Source organism: Microbispora sp. NPDC046933, from assembly GCF_040644635.1.
Classification (GTDB): Bacteria; Actinomycetota; Actinomycetes; order Streptosporangiales; family Streptosporangiaceae; genus Microbispora.
In genome coordinates this window covers 192,343-210,751 of sequence record NZ_JBEYWW010000001.1, presented here as the reverse complement: position 1 = coordinate 210,751, position 18,409 = coordinate 192,343, and the positions used below count along the sequence as shown (strand labels likewise).

Genomic DNA, 18,409 nt, shown 5'->3' with positions numbered 1-18,409 from the left:
GCGGGCCCGGCGCCCTCACGTGGGTGCTCGTCCCGCTCCGGCCAGGGCGCCGAGCCCCGGCTGTCCGACAACTTCACACGCCCCCCTGCCTGCCTCCCGGCGTACGCTACCGGCTACGTATGACCCCCGCGCGAGCCCTGCGCGGGCCTGTGGACAACCGCGCCGGACAACCGCACGGACAACCGCGACGGACAACCGCGCCTGTGGACAAGGGCGACGCGCGGAGCGGGCGGCCGGCCGGGTGTAGGCCGGGCGCCGGGGCGGCCCGCTAATCTCGGGTGCATTCCAGGGAACAGATCCGGCCACCCACGTGGGCGCACACGGCTGCCATCAGAGCAGGAGGCGGCGGGCAGGACGCTCGCGGCCGTCTCCGTCGTGCCCGCGCTCGCGCTGAGCGGGTGGCTGCTCGCCGGGCTGCCGCTGCTGCTGCTCGGGTGGTTCCGGCCGCTGCCCATGGCCCTGCTCGGCGGCGCCGCCGCCCTTCTGCTGTGCGCGTGGGGTCTGCGCCGCCTGCCCGGGACCGCCACGCCGCACCGCTGGGCGACGGCGGCCACCCTCGCCGTGGCAGTCGGGTCGGGGGTGTTCAACGGGCTCCTGCACGGCGAGCAGCTGATCGTCCGGCGTGACCCGTCGACCTACGCGCAGTACGCCGTCTGGCTCGCCCGGCACGGGTCGCTCCCGATCCCGGTGGGGGACTTCGGCGGCCCCGATCCCGCGCTGCGCTTCGACAGCATGGGGTTCTACGCGGTCGACGGCGGGATCGTCCCCCAGTTCATGGCCGGGCCGCCGATGATCCACGCGATCGGCCACTGGCTGGGCGGCGTCCCGGGCCTGCTGCTCGTGCCGCCCGTGCTGGGCGCGCTCGCGGTGCTCACCGTCGCCGGGACCGCCGCGCGGCTCGCGGGCGCGCGCTGGGCGCCCCTGGCCGCCCTCGTGTTCGCGATCAGCCTGCCGATCCTCTACACGTCCCGGACGACGTTCAGCGAGATCCCTTCGCTGATCCTGATGTTCGGCGCGATGAACCTGCTGCTCGACGCGCGGGCCCGGCTCAGGGCGGCGCTGCCGGGCGCGGGCTTCCCGTCCGCCGCGCTCGCGGGGCTGTCGTTCGGGCTGGCGCTGCTGGTGCGCATCGACGGCCTGCGCGACGTGCTGCCCGTGCTCGCCTTCGCCGGGGCGCTCATCGCGCTCCGGCGGACACCCCGCGTGAGACCCTTCCTTGAGGGACGGCTGGGTGTGCCCCTGCTGACCGGCCTGGTCGTGGGAGGCCTGTGGGGGTTCACCGGCGGCTACGTCCTCGCCCGGCCATACCTGAAGTATCTGTCGGGCTCGCTCATTCCCCTGCTCGCGATCTGCGCCGTCGTCGTGGCGCTCACGGTCGCCGGCACGGCCCTCGCGCCCTGGATCGCCGCCCGCGTGCGCCCGCGCCTGGCGGGAGCCGGGTGGCTGCCGAACGCCGCGGCGGCCCTGGTCGTGCTGGTCATGGCGGGCTTCGCCGTACGGCCCTGGGTGCAGACCGTGCGTCGTCACGCGGTCACGCGTGAGGACCTGCTCACGGCCGACTTCATCGAGAAGACACAGGTCGCGAACGGCCTGCCCGGTGATGGGTCCCGGCTGTACTACGAGCACTCCCTCGACTGGGTCTTCTGGTACGTCGGGATTCCCGCCGTCGTGCTGGCGACCGTGGCGGCGGCCGTGCTCGCGCGCCGCCTGACGAGGGGCGGCCTGATGAAGGGAGAGGAGTTCGGCTGGCTGCTGCCGCTGGCCGTGATCGGGTGGACGACCGTGACGACGCTCTGGCGTCCCGCCATCACCCCCGACCACCCCTTCGCCTCCCGCAGGCTGGTGCCGATCGTCATCCCCGGCCTGGTGCTGCTCGCCGTCTGGGGGCTGCGGTGGCTCTCACGACGGCTCGTGCGTACGCGCTGGTTCGCCGCCCGCCCGGGGCGCTCGCGGGCGGCCGTCGGGGTGGGAGCGCTGCTGTTGACGGTGCCGCCCGCGATCACCTCGATCGGCACCGCGTTCACGCCGGTCAACAGGGGAGAGGCCGCCGCGGTGGCGGGCCTGTGCCGGGCGATCCCTGCGAACGCATCCGTGCTCGTCGCCGAGCGGGTCACGGGCGACCGGCTGACGCAGGTGGTGCGCGGGCAGTGCGGGCTGCCGACCGCCCGGGTGGTCTACCCTCAGGGATCCAGCGTGCCGCGCCCGGACGACGTGCTGCGCCTGGTCGAGGCCGTCCGGCGCACCGGCCGCGTGCCCGTGCTGCTCGCCGCCGAGCCCGAGCAACTCATGGCGTACGGCCCGGCGACCCGGGTGATGAGCCTGCGCACCCGGCAGGACGAACGCTCGCTGGTCGACCCGCCCAACGGCACGTGGTCGCTCGCCATCGACGTTTGGATGACCGTCCCCACCTGATCGATCTAGGGTTCGGTGTGTGGATTCCCCTGCGATGGAGGAATTGTCCTTCGGCGACGATCGGCGGGAGCCGGGTTTCCTGGCGGGCGCTCTCCGGAAGCCGCTGGTCATCACCGGGGTGGCAATCGCGCTCCTGGCCGGCCTCGCGGGCCTCGGGATCACCGGGTGGCGGTTCTACCAGCACTCCCGCTGGCCGCTGCCCCCGCCGGACGGCCCCCGGCCGCAGAGCGGGTCGTTCTCGGCCTACCTCTGCGACCGGAGCAGCGTGGAGGTCTGGCCGAACTGCCACCACCGCACGGCTACGGCGGACGACAAACGAGCGATCGAGGCCGAGCTCAAGACGTATCCGGAGATCCGGGACCTCTCCTTTGTGACCAAGGAACAGGCGTGGGAGGAATTCCGGACTCATGCCGACGAGCGCGAGGACGGCGCCAAGCTCCTCAGCGTGCTCAGTGCCGACGACATGCCCGAGTCCTACCGGGGCGCCCTGGGCCCGGGGGACTGGAACGCGCTCAAGCGTCGCGTGGAGGCGCTGCGGGGAATCTCGAACACCTACATCTTCGGGGACACTTTCTGGCGGGGCATCACCGACATCGGGATCAAGCTCTGTCCCCGGGAGGGTGAGGCATACAAACCGTGCCGGGGGCGTGCACACGCCTCCGAGCCTGAGAAGGCGGCCGTTCTGAGTCGCGTCAAGGGTCTCGACGGGGTGAAGACCGTCTACTTCGAGGACATGGACCACGCGATCGAGGACTACCGGCGGATTCTCTGGAACGGGCAGGAGAGCGATCTCGACCCGCGCGGCCTGACCGAGACCTTCTACGTCACGTTCGACAGGCCGCCCGCCAGGGCGGACATGGAGGAGATCTTCGGCCGGATGCCCGGCGTCGCTGAGGTGGTGTCGGTGTCATGACCCTTCCCGAGGCGCCTCGGACGGAGGAGATGACGACAGGCGAGAGCGGTGGCCGGCGGAGATGGCCGCTCGCGGTCGCGGTGGCGGCCGTGCTCGTCGTGGCGCTGGCGGCCGGAGGGGTGGTCGCCTACCGGGCCTCCCGGGAGCCTTCGTCCCCGCCGGACGGACCGTGGCCCCGCACCGGCACGTTCCTGGTCCACCTGTGCGGGCCCCCGTCCCCCTACGACGAGCAGTTGTCCGATGGACCGCGGCCCGAGGATATCTGCACATCCGGCGCGGCGACGGCGGCCCAGCGGCGCGAGGTCGAGCGCGTGCTCGCGAGCCACCCGGAGACCCGCGGATACCGGCGACTCACGCCGGCGCAGGCTCTCGCCATCGCCCGCCAGGATGAACGCATCGGCGACATTCTCGACGAGTATCTGCTGAGGCGCGCGGTGTACGGCGGCGTGCTGGCGCCGGGGGACTGGCGGCGGGTCCTGGGCGAGGTGCAGCGGCTGCCGGGGGTCTTCTACGTCGAGTCCTACCGGGACGACTTCTGGTGGGGTAAGGCCGACGTGGCGGTCCGCTTCTGCTGGGAGGAGTCGTCCACGTACGAGTGCGAGCGCGGACCGGCGGACCGGCGGGCCGTGCTCGACCGCATCCGCGCGCTGCCCGGAGTCGACGAGATCTACTACGAGGACGCCGAACACGCCCTGGCCGTCATGCGTCATGCGCAGTGGGTGGACCGGCCGGAGTTCCACCGGGCGGACCGGGTGCCGGAGGCGTTCCACGTGAAGTTCGCCGGCCACTGGGACTTCGCCCAGGTGCAGCGGGCCTTCGCCGGAATGCCGGGCGTCTTGAAGGTGGTCCGGCATGCTCACCCCTAAGGGCTCACCGACCCTCCCGGCGAGAGCTCTCGCGGTCGTGACGGCGGTGCTTCTCGTGGCGTCCTGCGCGACCGCCGGGTCGTCCGCGCCGCCTCGGCCCGTCGCGTCGCCGTCCCCGTCCGGATCCGCCATGGAGGGGCCGCAGCCGGACGATCCGTGGCCGGGCACGAGTGCGCTCACCCCCCTGCCGCCGCCGGACGGTCCGTGGCCGGAGACGGGGGAGCTGTCCGTGTTCTTCTGCGCGCGCTCCACCGTGTTCGACGCCTGTAACGACCGGGGAGCCGCCACGCGGGGAGAGATACGGAAGGTGCGGGCGCTGCTCGGGGCCGCGCCGGAGGTCGAGAAGGTCCGCTTCGTGTCGCAGGCGGAGGAGTTCAGGCGAAAGCGAGAGGCCCTGCGGGACAGACCCGATCTGCTGGAAGGCGCGGACCCCGCGGACGAGTCCGCGTACTACAGCGCGCGGGTGGGTCCTGGGGACTGGCCGGCACTGGTGCGCCGCATGTCGGCGTCACCGGGGGTGTCCAACGCCTTCGTGATCCGCGACGACTACTGGCCGGGCAAGGCCGACGTCATGGTCCAGCTGTGCCCCCGGGCCGACCTCAGCGAAGGGCAGGGAAAGCCCTGCGAGGGGCGGGGGTTCGCCACTCTCGCCGAGAAGAACGCCATCCTGGACCGCATCGGCGATCTCCCCGGGCTGGAGAAGGTCTATTTCCAGGCCCGCTCCCACCAGGCCCCGATGTTTCGTCGCCGGATAGTGCCGGAGGAAGACTTCGGCGCCTACCTTCCCGAGGTCTTCTACGTGAAGTTCACGACCCCGCCGGTGCTGTCGGAGGTCAGGCGGGCGCTGGGCGGAGCGGCCGGGGTGTTCCTGGTGGGCCCGGTCGACGCGACCACGAAGGAGAAGCGGCTGTGACGGCGGCGTCCTCGAAGTGAGACCGCCGCGATTTGGTGGGGCAGAGTACCCTTGCCGGACGTGACCACGCCCGAGACCTCTGGAAGCGCCGTGACTCCCGCAGACACCCCGTACGTCACGATAGTCCTGCCCTGTTACAACGAGCAGGACCACGTCATCGACGAGGTCGAGCGCATCTGCGCGGCCATGGACGCCAGCGGGTACACCTACGAGCTGCTGGCCGTGGACGACTGCTCCACCGACCAGACGCTCGCACGCCTGCAGGAGGCCGCGCCCCGCTTCCCGAACATGCGGATCAGGGCGTTCCACCGCAACGGCGGCTCGGGCACCGTGCGCAGGATCGGCAGCCAGGAGGCCCGCGGCGAGATCGTCGTGTGGACCGACGCCGACATGAGCTACCCGAACGAGCGCATCCCCGAGCTGGTCCAGATCCTGGAGAAGGACTCGACGATCGACCAGGTCGTGGGCGCGCGCACCACCGAAGAGGGCTCGCACAAGTTCCTGCGGGTGCCGGCGAAGTGGTTCATCCGCAAGGTGGCCGAGCGGCTGGCCGGGCAGAAGATCCCCGACCTCAACTCGGGCCTGCGGGCCTTCCGCAAGTCGGTGGCCAGGCCGTACCTGCGGCTGCTGCCCCCCGGCTTCTCCTGCGTCACGACGATCACGCTGGCGTTCATGTCGAACCAGCACGACGTCTACTACCTGCCGATCGAGTATTCGAAGCGGGCCGGGAAGTCGAAGTTCAACTTCGTCTCCGACGCCTACCGCTACATCCTGCAGGTGCTGCGGATGGTCATGTACTTCAACCCGCTCAAGGTGCTCATGCCGCCCGCGCTCTGGCTGGTCGGCATCGGCCTGGTCAAGGGCGTGTACGACATGATCAGCCACCTGGCCTTCTACCTCACCAGCAACACCGTCGTGACCTTCCTGTCCGGCATGCTGATCGGGGCGGTGGCCCTGCTGGCCGACCTGATCGTGCGATCTCGGGGTGATGTGTGAGGATCGCGATCGTCGGCCCGACGTATCCGTACAAGGGCGGCGGGGCGCAGCACACGACCGAGCTGGCCCACCGGCTGCGGGCGCGGGGCCACGAGGTGGTCATCGAGTCGTGGCGGGCGCAGTATCCGTCGTTCCTGTATCCCGGGCAGCAGACGATCGACAGCCCCGAGGGTGAGCCGTACCCGGACACCCGCCGCGACCTCGACTGGCGGCGGCCGGACGGCTGGGTGGCCTGCGGACGGCGGCTGCGGGGGGCCGACCTCGTCGTGCTCGCCGTGCTCAGCCCGGTGCAGGTGCCCGCCTACCTGGGCATCCTGTACGGCCTGCGCCGCCGGGCCCGTGTCGTGGCGCTGTGTCACAACGTGCTGCCGCACGAGAGCAAGCCGTACGACAGGCCGCTGATGAAGGCGCTGCTGCGCCGGGTTGACGGCGTGCTCGCCCATTCGGAGCAGCAGGCGGACCTCGCCCGCGCGCTCACCGCCGCGCCGGTGCGGGTGGCCGCCCTCGCGCCGCACCTGCCCGCGCGCGGCGCGCGGGAGGCGGCGGGCCGGGGGCCCCAGGGCAGGCTGCTGTTCTTCGGCATCGTCCGGCCGTACAAGGGGCTCGACCTGCTGCTTGAGGCGCTCGCGCAGGTGCCCGACGTACGGCTCACGGTGGCAGGCGAGTTCTGGGGCGGCCTGGAGGACACCCGCGCCCTGATCACCCGGCTCGGCCTGGCCGGCCGGGTCGAGATCCGGCCGGGATACGTGGCGGCCGAGGACGTGCCGGGACTGTTCGCCGGGGCCGACGCGCTGGTGCTGCCCTACCGGTCGGCGACCGCCAGCCAGAACGTGTGGCTCGGTCACGAGCACGGCGTGCCGGTGATCGCCACCCGGGTCGGGGCGCTGCCCGAGAACGTACGCGACGACGTGGACGGCCTGCTGGTGGAGCCGGGTTCGGCCGGCGCGCTGGCGGAGGCGATCAAGCGGTTCTACGAGCCGGGGACGCCCGAGCGGCTGCGGGCCGGCGTCGCGCCCGTCGACCCCGAACCACACTGGGCCGTCTACCTCGACACGTTGCTGGCCGCGTCGGAGAGCTGACCGGCCGGGGTGGTGCGGCCGCGGGCGAGCAGGAAGCCGAGCCCGGCCCAGGCGGCGTCGGCGACGGTGAACATCACGCGGGACACCACGGCGATCGCCAGCGCCCTCGGCGTGTCGAGCACCGGCGCCAGCGCCACGACCATGGCCCCCTCCCGCACGCCGATCCCGGCGGGGACCACGACCGTGAGGATGCCCGTGGCCCAGGCCAGGGCGTACGCCCCGGCCGCGACGGCGTACAGGGACAGGCCCGCGGGCCGCACGCCGCCGACGAGGAGCCACAGGTGTACGCCGTACACCAGCCAGCCGGCCATCGTCCAGGCGGCGGCCTTGGCCATCTCCATGCCGCTGAGCACCCGGTCGAGCGGCTCCCTGCGGGCGACGCGCAGGGCGAGGTTGAGCCCCCAGGTCATCACTCGTGGGTGAAGACCGACGAGGATGACCGGGACCAGCGCGAGCAGCCACCACGCCTGCCTGGCGATCTGCTGCGACAGCGTGGCCGCGGCGAGGGCGAGCGCGCAGCCCAGGGAGGTCACCAGGCCGAGGGCGGTGGCGCTGAACGTCCGCCGCGGTGGCGCGCCGTGGTCGCGGGCCAGTTCGATCATCGCGGCGAACGCCCAGACCGAGCCGGGGATGTACTTGCCGAGCTGGCCGACGAACAGCACCCGCGCGGCCACGCGCAGCGGCAGGTGCGAGCCGAGCCCGGCGAGGATGTCGCGCCAGGCGACCAGCATGAACCCCAGCCCGGCGAGCACGGCCAGGAACGAGGCGCCGAGAGACCACCACGACAGCCGTGACAGGGCGGCCGAGGTCTCCGTCCAGTTCCGGGCCAGGCCGTACGCCAGGAAGGCGAGCGCGACCAGGGCCAGCAGCACCCGCAGCAGCGGGCTGGAGCGCAGGCGGTTCAGCAGGCGCGGCACGCGCCCCAGCGTAAAGCCTGAAGCTACTGATCGGTAGGTCCGCCGCGCGGGTTATCCACAGGGTCGGCTGATCGGGAGACGGGGGCGGGGCGGGCACGGGTACTGTTGGGCAGCGTGAAGACGAGGGTGAGCGGAGGCCGACGGTGAGCGGGGAACGCGCGGCCCAGCTGGAATACTCCGAGTTCCAGGCCGCGATGCTCGACGAGGACAAGCGCAGGCGCAAGGCCGCGAAGATCATCGCCGTGCTCGCGCACTTCCTGGGCAGGGACGCGGCCAAGCCCGGCGAGGCGTTGGCGGGGCTGACGGTCGGCGACGTCGGGTGCTCGGCCGGGTTCATCGCCGACGAGCTCGCCGCCGCGGGCGCGCGCCGCACGCTCGGGCTCGACATCGACGTCCCGGGCCTGCGCAGGGCGTCCGACCGGTTCGGCGGGCGGGTCGGGTTCGTCTGCGCGGACGGCTCCCGGCTGCCGTTCCCGGACGGCTCGATCGACGTGCTGGTCTTCAACCACATCTACGAGCACGTGGTGGACCCCGACGCCGTGATCGCCGACATGCACCGGGTGCTGTCCGACGACGGCGTGCTCTACCTGGGCCTGGGCAACCGGCTCGGCGTCATGGAGCCGCACTACAAGCTGCCCTTCCTGTCCTACCTGCCGCCCGCCGCGGCCGACCGCTACGTGCGGGCGTTCGGCCGGGCCGACCACTACTACGAGCGCTTCCGCACCCGCCCCGGGCTGCGGCGGATGCTGGCGGACTTCCACGTGTGGGACTACACGTTCCCGGTGCTGGCCGCGCCCGAGCGGTTCGCCGGAGGCGAGCTGTTCCCCGGCGCCGTCGGCCGCGCCGCCAAGGCCACGCTGGAGCGGACCCCGCGCCCGGCCCTGCGGGCGCTGCTGCCGGTCGTTCCCACCTACCTGTGGGTCGCCACCAAGACGCCCCGCCGCCCCCTCGGCGCGCCGCTCCCGCAGGCCCCCGAGCCGGTCCGTACGTCCAGATGAGCCGCCGCAAGGCCCTGCGCGCGCTGTTCCTGCTCGTGGCGCTCGGGTTCGGTGTCTGGGCGGTGGCGAGCCAGTGGACCGCCGTGGCGGACGGCTTCGCCCGGTTGTCGTGGGCGGAGCTCGCCGGCTCGCTGGTGGCGGTGCTCGGCGCGCTGCTCGCTGGAATGCTGATGTGGCGGGCGTTGCTGACCGACCTGGGCTCCCCGCTGGCGTTCACCGACGCGTCCAAGATCTTTTTTGTGGGGCAGCTCGGCAAGTACATCCCCGGGTCGGTGTGGCCGATGCTCGCGCAGATGGAGATGGGCCGTGACCACGGCATCCCCCGGCCGCGCAGCGCCGCCGCCTTCTTCCTGACGTACCCGATCTACCTCGGCACCGGCCTGCTGGTGGCCGTCGTCACGCTGCCGGTGCTCGCCGGGCAGTCGGTCGCCAGATTCGCCTGGCTGCTGCTGCTCGTGCCCGTGGCCGCCGTCGCCCTGCATCCGAAGGTGGTCAACGGCGTCATCGCGTTCGGGCTGCGCAAACTGCGCCGCCCGCCGCTCGAACGGCCACTCACCCGGCGCGGCGTGCTCGTCGCCTGCGGCTGGGCTCTGGCGGGCTGGGCGGCCTACGGTGTGCACCTCGCGCTGATCGTGCACGGCCTCGGTGCGAGTGGGCCCTCGGCCGTGATCCTGAGCTTCGGCGCGTTCGCGCTCGCCTGGTGCCTGGGATTCGTGTTCGTGGTGGCTCCGGCCGGCGTGGGCGTGCGGGAGGTCGCGATGGTGGCCGCGCTCGCCCCGGTGCTCGACCGGCCCGCGGCCACCGCGGCGGTGCTGTGCTCCCGGCTCATCGTGTCCGTCGGCGACCTGGTGTGCGCCGGCGTCGCCGGTCTGGCCTCCCGGCGCGCGGTCCGTACGCGGGAGGAACCCGTAGCACGGGCCTGAATCCGTGGAATCGGCGCGGGTCGCCCACGCTGAGAGATGATCCTCAAGTGATATCACTCACGTTTCGGGGGACGCCGGAAATAGAGTGACAGGGAGGGATGCGGGGGAAGGCGTCAGTTCGTGGCGTGGGCCCCTGGCCCTGCCGGAACACCGCCGGAACCAGCGGGACCGCGCGGGCGGGGAGTGATCCTCCCGGCCTTGTGCGGGCCCAGTGAGGGGAGCGATTCACTTGACACCCCGGGTGCTCGTCGACGCCGCCGCGGTCCCCGCCGATCGCGGCGCCCTGATCAGGTATGTCGATGGACTGGTCGCGGCCCTGCACGAGGCGGGCGCCGACATGGCGCTGGTCTGCCAGCGCGCGGACGCCGAGCGGTACGCGGCGCTGGCCCCCTCGGCGCGGATCCTCTCAGGACCGCCCGCGATCACCAACCGGAACAAACGGCTGGCCTGGGAGCAGACCGGGCTGCCGGTCCTGGCCCGGCACGCCGGCGCCCAGGTGATCCACGCCCCCTACTACTCGATCCCGCTGGGCTCGGGCCTGCCCACGGTGGCCACGGTCCACGACGTGACCTCCTTCACCGACCCCGACCAGCACGACCCCGTCAGGGCGTCGTTCTTCCGGTCGGCCACCCGCACCGCCGTACGCCACGCCAACAGGGTGATCGTGCCGTCGAAGGCCACCATGGACGAACTGGTCCGGGTGCTGGACGCCGACCCCACCCGGATCGACGTCGCCTATCACGGGGTGGACCCCACGTTGTTCCATCCGCCCACGCTTGAGGACGTACGCCGGGTGGCCGGGCGCATCGGCCTGCACGGCCGGCCCTACGTCGCCTATCTGGGCGCGCTGGAGCCGCGCAAGAACGTGCCGAGCCTGGTGACCGGGTTCGGCCGGGCGGTCGGGCACCTGTCCGCGCCGCCCGCGCTGGTGCTGGCGGGCGGCCCGGCGTGGGACGAGGAGGTCGACGCCGCCATAGCCGCGCTGCCGCCGCGGGTGAAGGTCGTGCGTCCCGGCTTCCTGCCCTTCGCCGATCTGCCGGGCTTCCTCGGCGGTGCGCTCGTGGTCGCCTCCCCGTCGCGGTGCGAGGGGTTCGGCCTGCCGGTGCTGGAGGCGATGGCCTGCGGGGCGCCCGTGCTGACCACGCACCGCGCCTCGCTGCCCGAGGTGGGCGGCGACGCCGTCGCCTACACCGAGCCCGACGCCGACAGCATCGGGAGGGCGCTGCGGGCCCTGCTGGAGTCGCCGGAGCGCCGCGAGTCGCTGGCACAGGCGGGGGTCACCCGGTCGCGCGAGTTCACCTGGCGGCATTCGGCCGAGGCCCATCTGCTCGCCTACCAACGGGCCGTCGAAGGCTAGTGCGCTGTCCACCAACGTTCAGCGGGTGGAGGGAGCGGAGCGGGCTTCGGGAGGGCCGGAGGTCCCTTCCGGCGCAGTGACCGACCCGGCCGAGGTTCGTGGACACTCCTCAAGCCGGGGTTCCTGCCGATGGTGTGCCCCGCGGGCGGGGGGCCTACGGTTTGCGGCCCACGCCGCCGTACTGGAACACCTCACGGTGACGGAAGCTCGTGCCGGATTCGGGCCGCCACTTCGGCAATGACACCAACCCCGGCGGCAGCAACTCCAGGCCGTTGAAAAACTCCTCCAGTTCCTTCGGCGTGCGCAGGGTGAGGGGGCTGGCGCTGCTGGCGTTCCATTTGGCGGCGGCCTCGTCCATCGAGGGGCTGCGAACGCTGTGCGCGATCGCGAGGTAGCTGCCCGGGGGCAGTGCCTCCAGCAGCGTGCTCACCGCCGCATGCGCCTGATCGGCGTCGGGCACGAACTCCAGCACGCCCATGAGCATCAACGCGATCGGGCGCGAGAAGTCCAGCGTCCGCGCGGCCTGCCGCAGGATGGGCGCGGGGTCGCGCAGGTCGGCGTCGAGATAGTCGGTGACCCCCTCGGGCGTGCTGCGCAGCAGCGCGTGAGCGTGAACCAGCACGATGGGATCGTTGTCGACGTAGACGATGCGCGCCCTGGGGTTGACGCGCTGCGCCACCTCGTGGGTGTTGTCGGCCGTGGGGATGCCGGTGCCCACGTCCAGGAACTGGTCGATCCCGGCCTCGCCGGCCAGATGGCGCACGACGCGGCCGATGAACTCCCGCTCGGCCCGCGCGTTGACCGGCAGGTCCGGCATGACCTTCACGATCTCGTCCCCTACCGCGCGGTCGGGGGCGAAGTTGTCCTTGCCGCCCAGCCAGTAGTCCCAAACCCGGGCCGAATGCGGAACAGAGGTGTTGATACGCGCCGATATCTGGTCAATCAGGGCGTCCTCACTCATCAAATCCTCCTCATCGACATCACGGGACACTGTTGACATGCGACTCCCAATCTAAATGATCAACGCGCCGCACGATGGGAAAACCGCCGCAAATGCGGCTATTTCTCCAGTTTGTGATACTTCACTGTGGTGCCGCTTGGTGACGCCGCTGGACGGCGCGACCACCGGCACACAGCCGGGCGCGGCGGCCTTCCGGACGATGGCTCGGGAAAGGCCGCCGGTCCCATAGCCGATCATGCGATCGGGCCGGAATGCCTCGGCGACCCGCCTCCGGCCCGGGCGCGGCCCGCAGTCGCGACCGCGACCGGCGACGCCGTACTGATCGCGGGCTGGGCCTACATGTCCGATTAGATAGGTGCGAAGCTGTCCTGTCTGGGAGAAAAGTCCTCGCCGGACCTCCAGGTCTTTGCGCTATGGCCGACGGGCGGAAACGTGGCGGCCCTATTTTCGGGAGTCCGTTTCGAGCCTCTCGCGCTGCCCGGTTCGCGGGTTCGTGTATGGAGATCCGCGTCTGTCATGAGATATCCAGACAGCGGTCTGTGGCGGCGCGCCATGCGGAGGGCCTGGCTAAGCTACCCTCGCGGCTGTGAGGGAGAGTTCTGTGCGGTCGCCGGACGGTCTTGAGGCGATCCTTCTCGTGGGCGGGCAGGGCACGCGTCTGCGACCGCTGACGCTCAGCACGCCCAAGCCGCTGCTTCCGACGGCGGGGGTGCCCTTCCTCGCGCATCAGCTGGCCAAGGCGCGGGCGTACGGGGTGCGCCGGGTGGTCTTCGCGACGTCCTACCGGGCCTCGATGTTCGGCGAGGCGTTCGGCGACGGGGCGGGCTTCGGCCTGGAGATCGTCTACATGACCGAGGACACCCCGCTCGGCACGGGCGGCGCGATCCGCAACGCCGCGCGGGCGCTGACCTGTCCGCCCGAGGCGCCGGTGCTCGTGCTGAACGGCGACATCCTGTCGGGTCACGACATCGCGGCGCAGGTGGACCTGCACGTTTCACGAGGGGCCGCGGTGACCCTCCACCTCACGGAGGTGGACGACCCGTCGCGGTTCGGCTGCGTGCCGACCGACGACGACGGCCGGGTCAGCGCCTTCCTGGAGAAGACGCCCAACCCCGTGACGAACCGGATCAACGCCGGCTGCTACGTGTTCCAGCGCTCGGTCATCGACACGATTCCCGAGGGCCGGGTGGTGTCGGTGGAGCGGGAGACCTTCCCCGGGCTGATCGCGGCCGGTGAGCTGGTGCTGGGCTACGCCGACGCGTCGTACTGGCTGGACGTGGGCACGCCGGCGGCGTTCGTGCGGGGCTCGGCCGACCTGGTGCTGGGCAAGCTCGGCTCGCCCGCGCTGCCGGGTCCTGTGGGTGAGCGCCTCCTGCTGGACGGGGCCGTCGTGTCGCCCGAGGCCAAGGTCACGGGGGGCACGGTCGTCGGTGCCCGGGCCACGGTCGAGGCCGGCGCGAGCGTACGCGGCAGCGTGCTGTCCGAGGGCTGCCACGTCGCGTCCGGCGCGACCGTCGTGGACTCGGTCGTCGGCGTCGGCGCCCGCGTCGCCTCCGGCGCCGTGCTGCGCGAGGTCGTGGTCGGCGACGGCGCGCTCATCGGCCCCGGCAACGAGCTCACCTCCGGTATGCGCGTCTGGCCGGGGGTGAATCTGCCCGAGTGCGCGGTCCGCTTCTCCAGCGACGTCTGAGATGGTCCGTACGGCTTCCACCGCACCGCGGGGTGAGCGGCAGACTGGGCAGGGGGAGGGGAGCCCGATGCCTGGTCCATCCGCCGCGTTCGGCGGCCTGTCCGCTCCGGCCGAGAGCGTGCCCGCCGATACCGTGCCCGCGGAGACCGTGCCTGCGGAGACCGTGCCCGTCGGCGCTGTTCGGGCCGGTGCCGTTCCCGCCGCTTCCGGGGCGGCCGTCCGTGAGCGGCGCTGGCGGCCGGCCGCGCCGCTCGACGTCGCGCTGACGCTGTCCCCGCACCGGCGCGGGGGAGGCGACCCGGCCTGGCGGCGTACCCCGGACGGGGCGATCTGGCGCACCTCGCGCACTCCCGAAGGGCCCGGCACCCTGCGCGTGACGGCGAGCCGCGGAGAGGTCCTCGGGCAGGCGTGGGGGCCGGGGGCGGACTGGCTGTTGGAGACACTCCCGTCGCTGCTGGGCGCCGACGACGACGTGGCGGGCTTCGCCGCGATGCTCGCGCGGCTCACCCGCTCGGGCGGCCCTTCGCAGGCCCGCGCCGCCGCGTTCGTCGCGGGCCTGGCCGGGCGTGCCGCCGGGCTGCGGATCGGGCGCTCCCTGCGGGTCTTCGAGGCCCTCGCGCCCGCCGTGCTGGAGCAGAAGGTGGTCGGCAGGGAGGCATGGCGGGCCTGGCGGTTCCTCATGCGCCGGTACGGCGAGCCGGCCCCCGGCCCGGCCCCCGAGGGCATGTACGTGATCCCGCCGCCGGAGGTGTGGCGGGCGATCCCGTCGTGGGACTGGCACCGGGCGGGCGCGGAGGCCGTACGGGCCAGGACGATCGTCAACGCGGCCCCGCACGCCGGGAAGTTGGAGCGCACCGTGGAGGCGCCGGCGGAGGCGGACCGCCTGCTGCGGGCGCTGCCGGGAATCGGCGTGTGGACCTCCGCCGAGGTGCGCCAGCGGGCCCACGGCGACCCGGACGCCCCGAGCGTGGGCGACTTCCACCTGCCGGGGATCGTCGGCTACGCACTGACCGGGCGGAAGACCGACGACGACGGCATGCTCGACCTGCTCGAGCCGTTCCGGGGGCACCGCCACCGCGTGGTCAGGCTGATCGAGCTCAGCGGCGTCAGGCCGCCGGCGCGCGGCCCGCGCATGGCCCCGCGCGACTACCGGGCCTTCTGACCGCGTCCGGCGTGCCGCGCGCCACCTGCCTCGCGGGTCTTCAGGTCCTGGTTGATCCCGCAGTGCTCGACCCCCGCGTGGCACGTGCCGCTGAGGGTGTTGGTGAAGACGCCGACGCTCGTCTCCTGCTGGAGGCCGGCGGACGCGACGCCGTTGTTGGCGGCGGGGGCGTTCACGTTGCGCCTGCCCGTGGACACCTGCCGGGGGGCGCTGGCGATGGCGGGCGTGTTGGCCGTGTTGCGGCCGTCCGTGACCTGCCTGGCGTGTCCCTTGCCCGATCCGCCGCCGTGCCCGGCGTAGGGCGCGGCGACCGCCTCGGCCGCCGGCAGGACCGACAACGCGATGACGAGCGTCGCGACGGCCAGCGACCGGACCTCTGAGACCAGACACAACGCCTCATTCGCCCCGATAACAGCCATCGATTTCCCCCCGTTCATCGAATTCGCCCCACCGCTCATACCCTCCGGCCGCAAACTCCCCGGCGGGCGTACACCATGACTTCTCCCGTACGTGCGGCCGGGGGCTGGGTGCGCCGGACGGACCCACGCCTCATAGGGTGCGGCGTATGACGGCGAAGCGACCCCCGAACGTCAGCTCCGACAGCGGCACCCGCCGGGCACTCGCCCGGGCAAGGGACGGCAAGACCCTCGATGTCGCCGAGGCGGCGATCCTGCTGCGCGCCCGCGGCGACGACCTGGACGCCCTGCTCGCGCACGCCTCGCGGGTCAGGGACGCGGGGCTGGAGGCCGCAGGACGGCCCGGCGTCGTCACCTACAGCCGCAAGGTGTTCATCCCGCTGACCCGGCTGTGCCGGGACAGGTGCGGCTACTGCACGTTCGCCACCGCGCCGCACAAGCTGCCCAGCGCCTTCCTGTCCCCGGACGAGGTGCTGGAGATCGCTCGCCAGGGCGCGGCGATGGGCTGCAAGGAGGCGCTGTTCACGCTCGGCGACCGGCCGGAGGACCGGTGGCACCAGGCGCGCGAGTGGCTCGACGCCCACGGGTACGACGACACGCTGTCGTACGTCAGGGCGATGGCGATCCGGGTGCTGGAGGAGACGGGGTTGCTGCCCCACCTCAACCCCGGCGTGCTGACCTGGAAGGACCTGCAGCGGCTCAAGCCGGTCGCGCCCTCGATGGGCATGATGCTGGAGACCACCTCACGGCGGCTGTTCACCGAGAAGGGCGAGGCCCACTACGGCTCTCCCGACAAGGACCCGGACGTACGGCTGCGCGTGCTGGAGGACGCCGGCCGCTCCAGCGTGCCGTTCACGACGGGCCTGCTGATCGGCATCGGCGAGACGATCGAGGAACGGGCGGAGTCGATCTTCGCGATCCGCCGGGTGGCCAGGGAGTACGGCGGCATCCAGGAGGTCATCGTCCAGAACTTCCGCGCCAAGCCCGACACGGCCATGCGCGGGATGCCCGACGCCGACCTGCACGAGCTGGCCGCGACGATCGCGGTGACGCGGCTCGTGCTCGGCCCGAAGGTCCGCGTGCAGGCGCCGCCCAACCTGATCGGCGAGGAGTACGCGCTGATGCTGCGGGCGGGCATCGACGACTGGGGCGGGGTGTCCCCGCTCACGCCCGACCACGTCAACCCCGAGCGCCCGTGGCCCCAGATCGACGACCTCGCGGCCCGCACCGCCGCCGCCGGGTTCACGCTGCGCGAGCGCCTCACGATCTATCCCGAGTATGTGCTCGCGGGGGAGCCGTGGCTCGATCCCCGGCTCGCCGAGCACGTCGCGGCGCTGGCCGACCCCGCCACCGGGCTCGCCCGGGAGGACGCGGTGCTTCGCGGTCGTCCCTGGCAGGAGCCGGACGGCGGCCTGGGCGGGCTCGCGACCGGCGGACGGGCCGACCTGCACACCGCCGTCGACACCGAGGGCCGGACGGGCGACCGCCGCGCCGACTTCGACAGCGTCTACGGCGACTGGGACGCCCTGCGCGAGCGCCTGCCCAGCGCTCGGAGCCGGGCGGTCAGGGCGGACGTGCGGGAGGCGCTGCGGCAGGCCGAGGCGGACCCGGCACGGCTGACCGACGAGCAGGCGCTGACGCTGCTCGACCTCGCCGGGGACCAGTCGGGGGCGGGCGCCGACGACGCCGGCCTGGACGAGCTGTGCCGGATCGCCGACGGGCTGCGCCGTGAGGCGGTGGGCGACGACGTCACCTATGTCGTCAACCGGAACGTCAACTTCACCAACGTCTGCTACACAGGCTGCCGTTTCTGCGCGTTCGCCCAGCGGCGCACCGACGCCGACGCCTACACGCTGTCGCTGAGCGAGGTGGCCGACCGGGCGCAGGAGGCGTGGCAGGCCGGGGCGACCGAGGTGTGCATGCAGGGCGGCATCCACCCCGACCTGCCCGGCACCGCCTACTTCGACATCGCCAGGGCCGTCAAGGAACGCTGCCCCGAGATCCACGTCCACGCGTTCTCGCCGATGGAGGTCGTCAACGGCGCGAGCCGTACGAACCTGTCCGTCGAGGAGTGGCTGCACGCGGCGCGGGAGGCGGGGGTCGACTCGCTGCCCGGCACGGCCGCCGAGATCCTCGACGACGACGTGCGGTGGGTGCTGACCAAGGGCAAGCTGCCCGCTCGGGAGTGGATCGAGGTCGTCACCACCGCCCACCGGGTCGGCATCCCGACGACCTCGACCATGATGTACGGCCACGTGGACACCCACGAGCACTGGGTGCGCCACATCCGGCTGATCCGGTCGATCCAGGAGGAGACGGGCGGGTTCAGCGAGTTCGTGCTGCTGCCGTTCGTGCACCACAGCGCCCCGATCTACCTGGCGGGCATCGCCCGGCCGGGGCCGACCGCGCGGGAGAACCGGGCCGTCCACGCGCTGGCGCGGATCATGCTGCACGGCGCGATCCGCAACATCCAGTGCTCCTGGGTCAAGCTGCGCGACGACCTGTGCCGGGACGTGCTCGCCGGAGGCGTGAACGACCTCGGCGGCACGCTCATGGAGGAGACGATCAGCCGGATGGCCGGCTCGGAGAACGGCTCCTACAAGACGATCAGCGAGATCGCGGCCATGGTCGCGCCGACCGGCCGCCCCCTGCGCCAGCGCACCACGTCGTACGGCCGGCCGAGCGAGGAACGCGCCGAGGCGGCCCGGCGCAGCGACGGGGTGTGCCAGTCGGTCCGCCGTGTCCGGTTCCTCGAGACGCCCCAGACCGGGCGGCAGCCGATCGGGTAGCCCCGCCTGCCGCGCCG

The 18,409-nt window shown here is 72.6% G+C and carries 15 protein-coding genes; 12 read left to right on the top strand and 3 right to left on the bottom strand.

Features of this window, described 5'->3' with window-relative positions; genetic code table 11:
- Nucleotides 1–375 precede the first annotated feature (375 nt).
- From ABZ857_RS00890 to ABZ857_RS00865, 6 genes are read left to right on the top strand one after another with little or no spacing between them, the layout of a single operon-like run.
- Nucleotides 376–2,412, top strand: coding sequence for a hypothetical protein (locus ABZ857_RS00890; RefSeq protein WP_357035348.1), 2,037 nt, complete (start codon nt 376–378; stop codon nt 2,410–2,412).
- Nucleotides 2,413–2,431: 19 nt separating this feature from the next.
- Nucleotides 2,432–3,325 carry a permease-like cell division protein FtsX gene (locus tag ABZ857_RS00885; RefSeq protein ID WP_357035345.1) on the top strand — a complete coding sequence of 298 codons (894 nt, stop codon included), beginning with the start codon at nt 2,432–2,434 and terminating at the stop codon, nt 3,323–3,325.
- Entirely contained in the window at nt 3,322–4,191 is an 870-nt protein-coding gene (locus ABZ857_RS00880) for a permease-like cell division protein FtsX (protein ID WP_357035342.1), read from the top strand. Before ABZ857_RS00885 ends, ABZ857_RS00880 begins: the two co-directional genes overlap by 4 nt.
- Nucleotides 4,178–5,104 carry a permease-like cell division protein FtsX gene (locus ABZ857_RS00875; RefSeq protein WP_357035339.1) on the top strand — a complete coding sequence of 309 codons (927 nt, stop codon included), beginning with the start codon at nt 4,178–4,180 and terminating at the stop codon, nt 5,102–5,104. Before ABZ857_RS00880 ends, ABZ857_RS00875 begins: the two co-directional genes overlap by 14 nt.
- A 60-nt stretch (nt 5,105–5,164) precedes the next feature.
- Nucleotides 5,165–6,100 (top strand): glycosyltransferase family 2 protein, encoded by a 936-nt coding sequence (locus ABZ857_RS00870; protein WP_357035337.1) that lies wholly within the window; start codon nt 5,165–5,167, stop codon nt 6,098–6,100.
- Nucleotides 6,097–7,179 (top strand): glycosyltransferase family 4 protein, encoded by a 1,083-nt coding sequence (locus ABZ857_RS00865; RefSeq protein WP_357035333.1) that lies wholly within the window; start codon nt 6,097–6,099, stop codon nt 7,177–7,179. Before ABZ857_RS00870 ends, ABZ857_RS00865 begins: the two co-directional genes overlap by 4 nt.
- Here the strand turns inward: ABZ857_RS00865 and ABZ857_RS00860 are convergent.
- Nucleotides 7,143–8,096 carry a lysylphosphatidylglycerol synthase transmembrane domain-containing protein gene (locus ABZ857_RS00860; RefSeq protein WP_357035330.1) on the bottom strand — a complete coding sequence of 318 codons (954 nt, stop codon included), beginning with the start codon at nt 8,094–8,096 and terminating at the stop codon, nt 7,143–7,145. The two genes, ABZ857_RS00865 and ABZ857_RS00860, sit on opposite strands and share 37 nt — an antisense overlap.
- A 143-nt stretch (nt 8,097–8,239) precedes the next feature.
- Between ABZ857_RS00860 and ABZ857_RS00855 the strand changes: the two genes are divergently transcribed.
- From ABZ857_RS00855 to ABZ857_RS00845, 3 genes are all read left to right on the top strand, one after another.
- A complete protein-coding gene (locus ABZ857_RS00855) occupies nt 8,240–9,094 on the top strand; it encodes a class I SAM-dependent methyltransferase (RefSeq protein WP_357035327.1) in 855 nt (284 codons plus the stop codon).
- Nucleotides 9,091–10,017: a lysylphosphatidylglycerol synthase transmembrane domain-containing protein gene (locus ABZ857_RS00850; protein WP_357035324.1), complete on the top strand. Its 927-nt coding sequence runs from the start codon at nt 9,091–9,093 to the stop codon at nt 10,015–10,017. Before ABZ857_RS00855 ends, ABZ857_RS00850 begins: the two co-directional genes overlap by 4 nt.
- 229 nt (nt 10,018–10,246) lie before the next feature.
- Entirely contained in the window at nt 10,247–11,374 is a 1,128-nt protein-coding gene (locus ABZ857_RS00845) for a glycosyltransferase family 1 protein (protein ID WP_357035321.1), read from the top strand.
- A gap of 154 nt (nt 11,375–11,528) precedes the next feature.
- Here the strand turns inward: ABZ857_RS00845 and ABZ857_RS00840 are convergent, their stop codons facing one another.
- Nucleotides 11,529–12,335 (bottom strand): SAM-dependent methyltransferase, encoded by an 807-nt coding sequence (locus ABZ857_RS00840; RefSeq protein ID WP_357035318.1) that lies wholly within the window; start codon nt 12,333–12,335, stop codon nt 11,529–11,531.
- A gap of 586 nt (nt 12,336–12,921) precedes the next feature.
- Between ABZ857_RS00840 and ABZ857_RS00835 the strand changes: the two genes are divergently transcribed.
- Together ABZ857_RS00835 and ABZ857_RS00830 are read left to right on the top strand one after the other, a co-directional pair.
- Nucleotides 12,922–14,025 (top strand): NDP-sugar synthase, encoded by a 1,104-nt coding sequence (locus tag ABZ857_RS00835; protein ID WP_357035315.1) that lies wholly within the window; start codon nt 12,922–12,924, stop codon nt 14,023–14,025.
- A 67-nt stretch (nt 14,026–14,092) separates the two neighbouring features.
- The gene (locus tag ABZ857_RS00830; RefSeq protein ID WP_357035312.1) at nt 14,093–15,187 is read left to right on the top strand and encodes a DNA-3-methyladenine glycosylase 2 family protein; all 1,095 of its coding nucleotides are present in this window, start codon (nt 14,093–14,095) and stop codon (nt 15,185–15,187) included.
- Here ABZ857_RS00830 and ABZ857_RS00825 read toward each other — a convergent pair.
- On the bottom strand, nt 15,172–15,606 hold the full coding sequence (locus tag ABZ857_RS00825) for a hypothetical protein (protein WP_357035309.1): 435 nt from the start codon (nt 15,604–15,606) through the stop codon (nt 15,172–15,174). The genes ABZ857_RS00830 and ABZ857_RS00825 overlap by 16 nt on opposite strands.
- 146 nt (nt 15,607–15,752) lie before the next feature.
- Between ABZ857_RS00825 and ABZ857_RS00820 the strand changes: the two genes are divergently transcribed.
- Nucleotides 15,753–18,392 (top strand): bifunctional FO biosynthesis protein CofGH, encoded by a 2,640-nt coding sequence (locus ABZ857_RS00820; protein ID WP_357035306.1) that lies wholly within the window; start codon nt 15,753–15,755, stop codon nt 18,390–18,392.
- The last annotated feature ends 17 nt before the right edge of the window (nt 18,393–18,409 follow it).

Bases quoted from the DNA above. Each gene is read 5' to 3' on its own strand.
- ABZ857_RS00880 (WP_357035342.1), top strand. From the start codon at position 3,322: ATGACCCTTCCCGAGGCGCCTCGGACGGAGGAGATGACGACAGGCGAG.
- ABZ857_RS00840 (WP_357035318.1), bottom strand. From the start codon at position 12,335: ATGAGTGAGGACGCCCTGATTGACCAGATATCGGCGCGTATCAACACC.
- ABZ857_RS00830 (WP_357035312.1), top strand. From the start codon at position 14,093: ATGCCTGGTCCATCCGCCGCGTTCGGCGGCCTGTCCGCTCCGGCCGAG.
- ABZ857_RS00850 (WP_357035324.1), top strand. From the start codon at position 9,091: ATGAGCCGCCGCAAGGCCCTGCGCGCGCTGTTCCTGCTCGTGGCGCTC.
- ABZ857_RS00820 (WP_357035306.1), top strand. From the start codon at position 15,753: ATGACGGCGAAGCGACCCCCGAACGTCAGCTCCGACAGCGGCACCCGC.
- ABZ857_RS00875 (WP_357035339.1), top strand. From the start codon at position 4,178: ATGCTCACCCCTAAGGGCTCACCGACCCTCCCGGCGAGAGCTCTCGCG.
- ABZ857_RS00825 (WP_357035309.1), bottom strand. From the start codon at position 15,606: ATGGCTGTTATCGGGGCGAATGAGGCGTTGTGTCTGGTCTCAGAGGTC.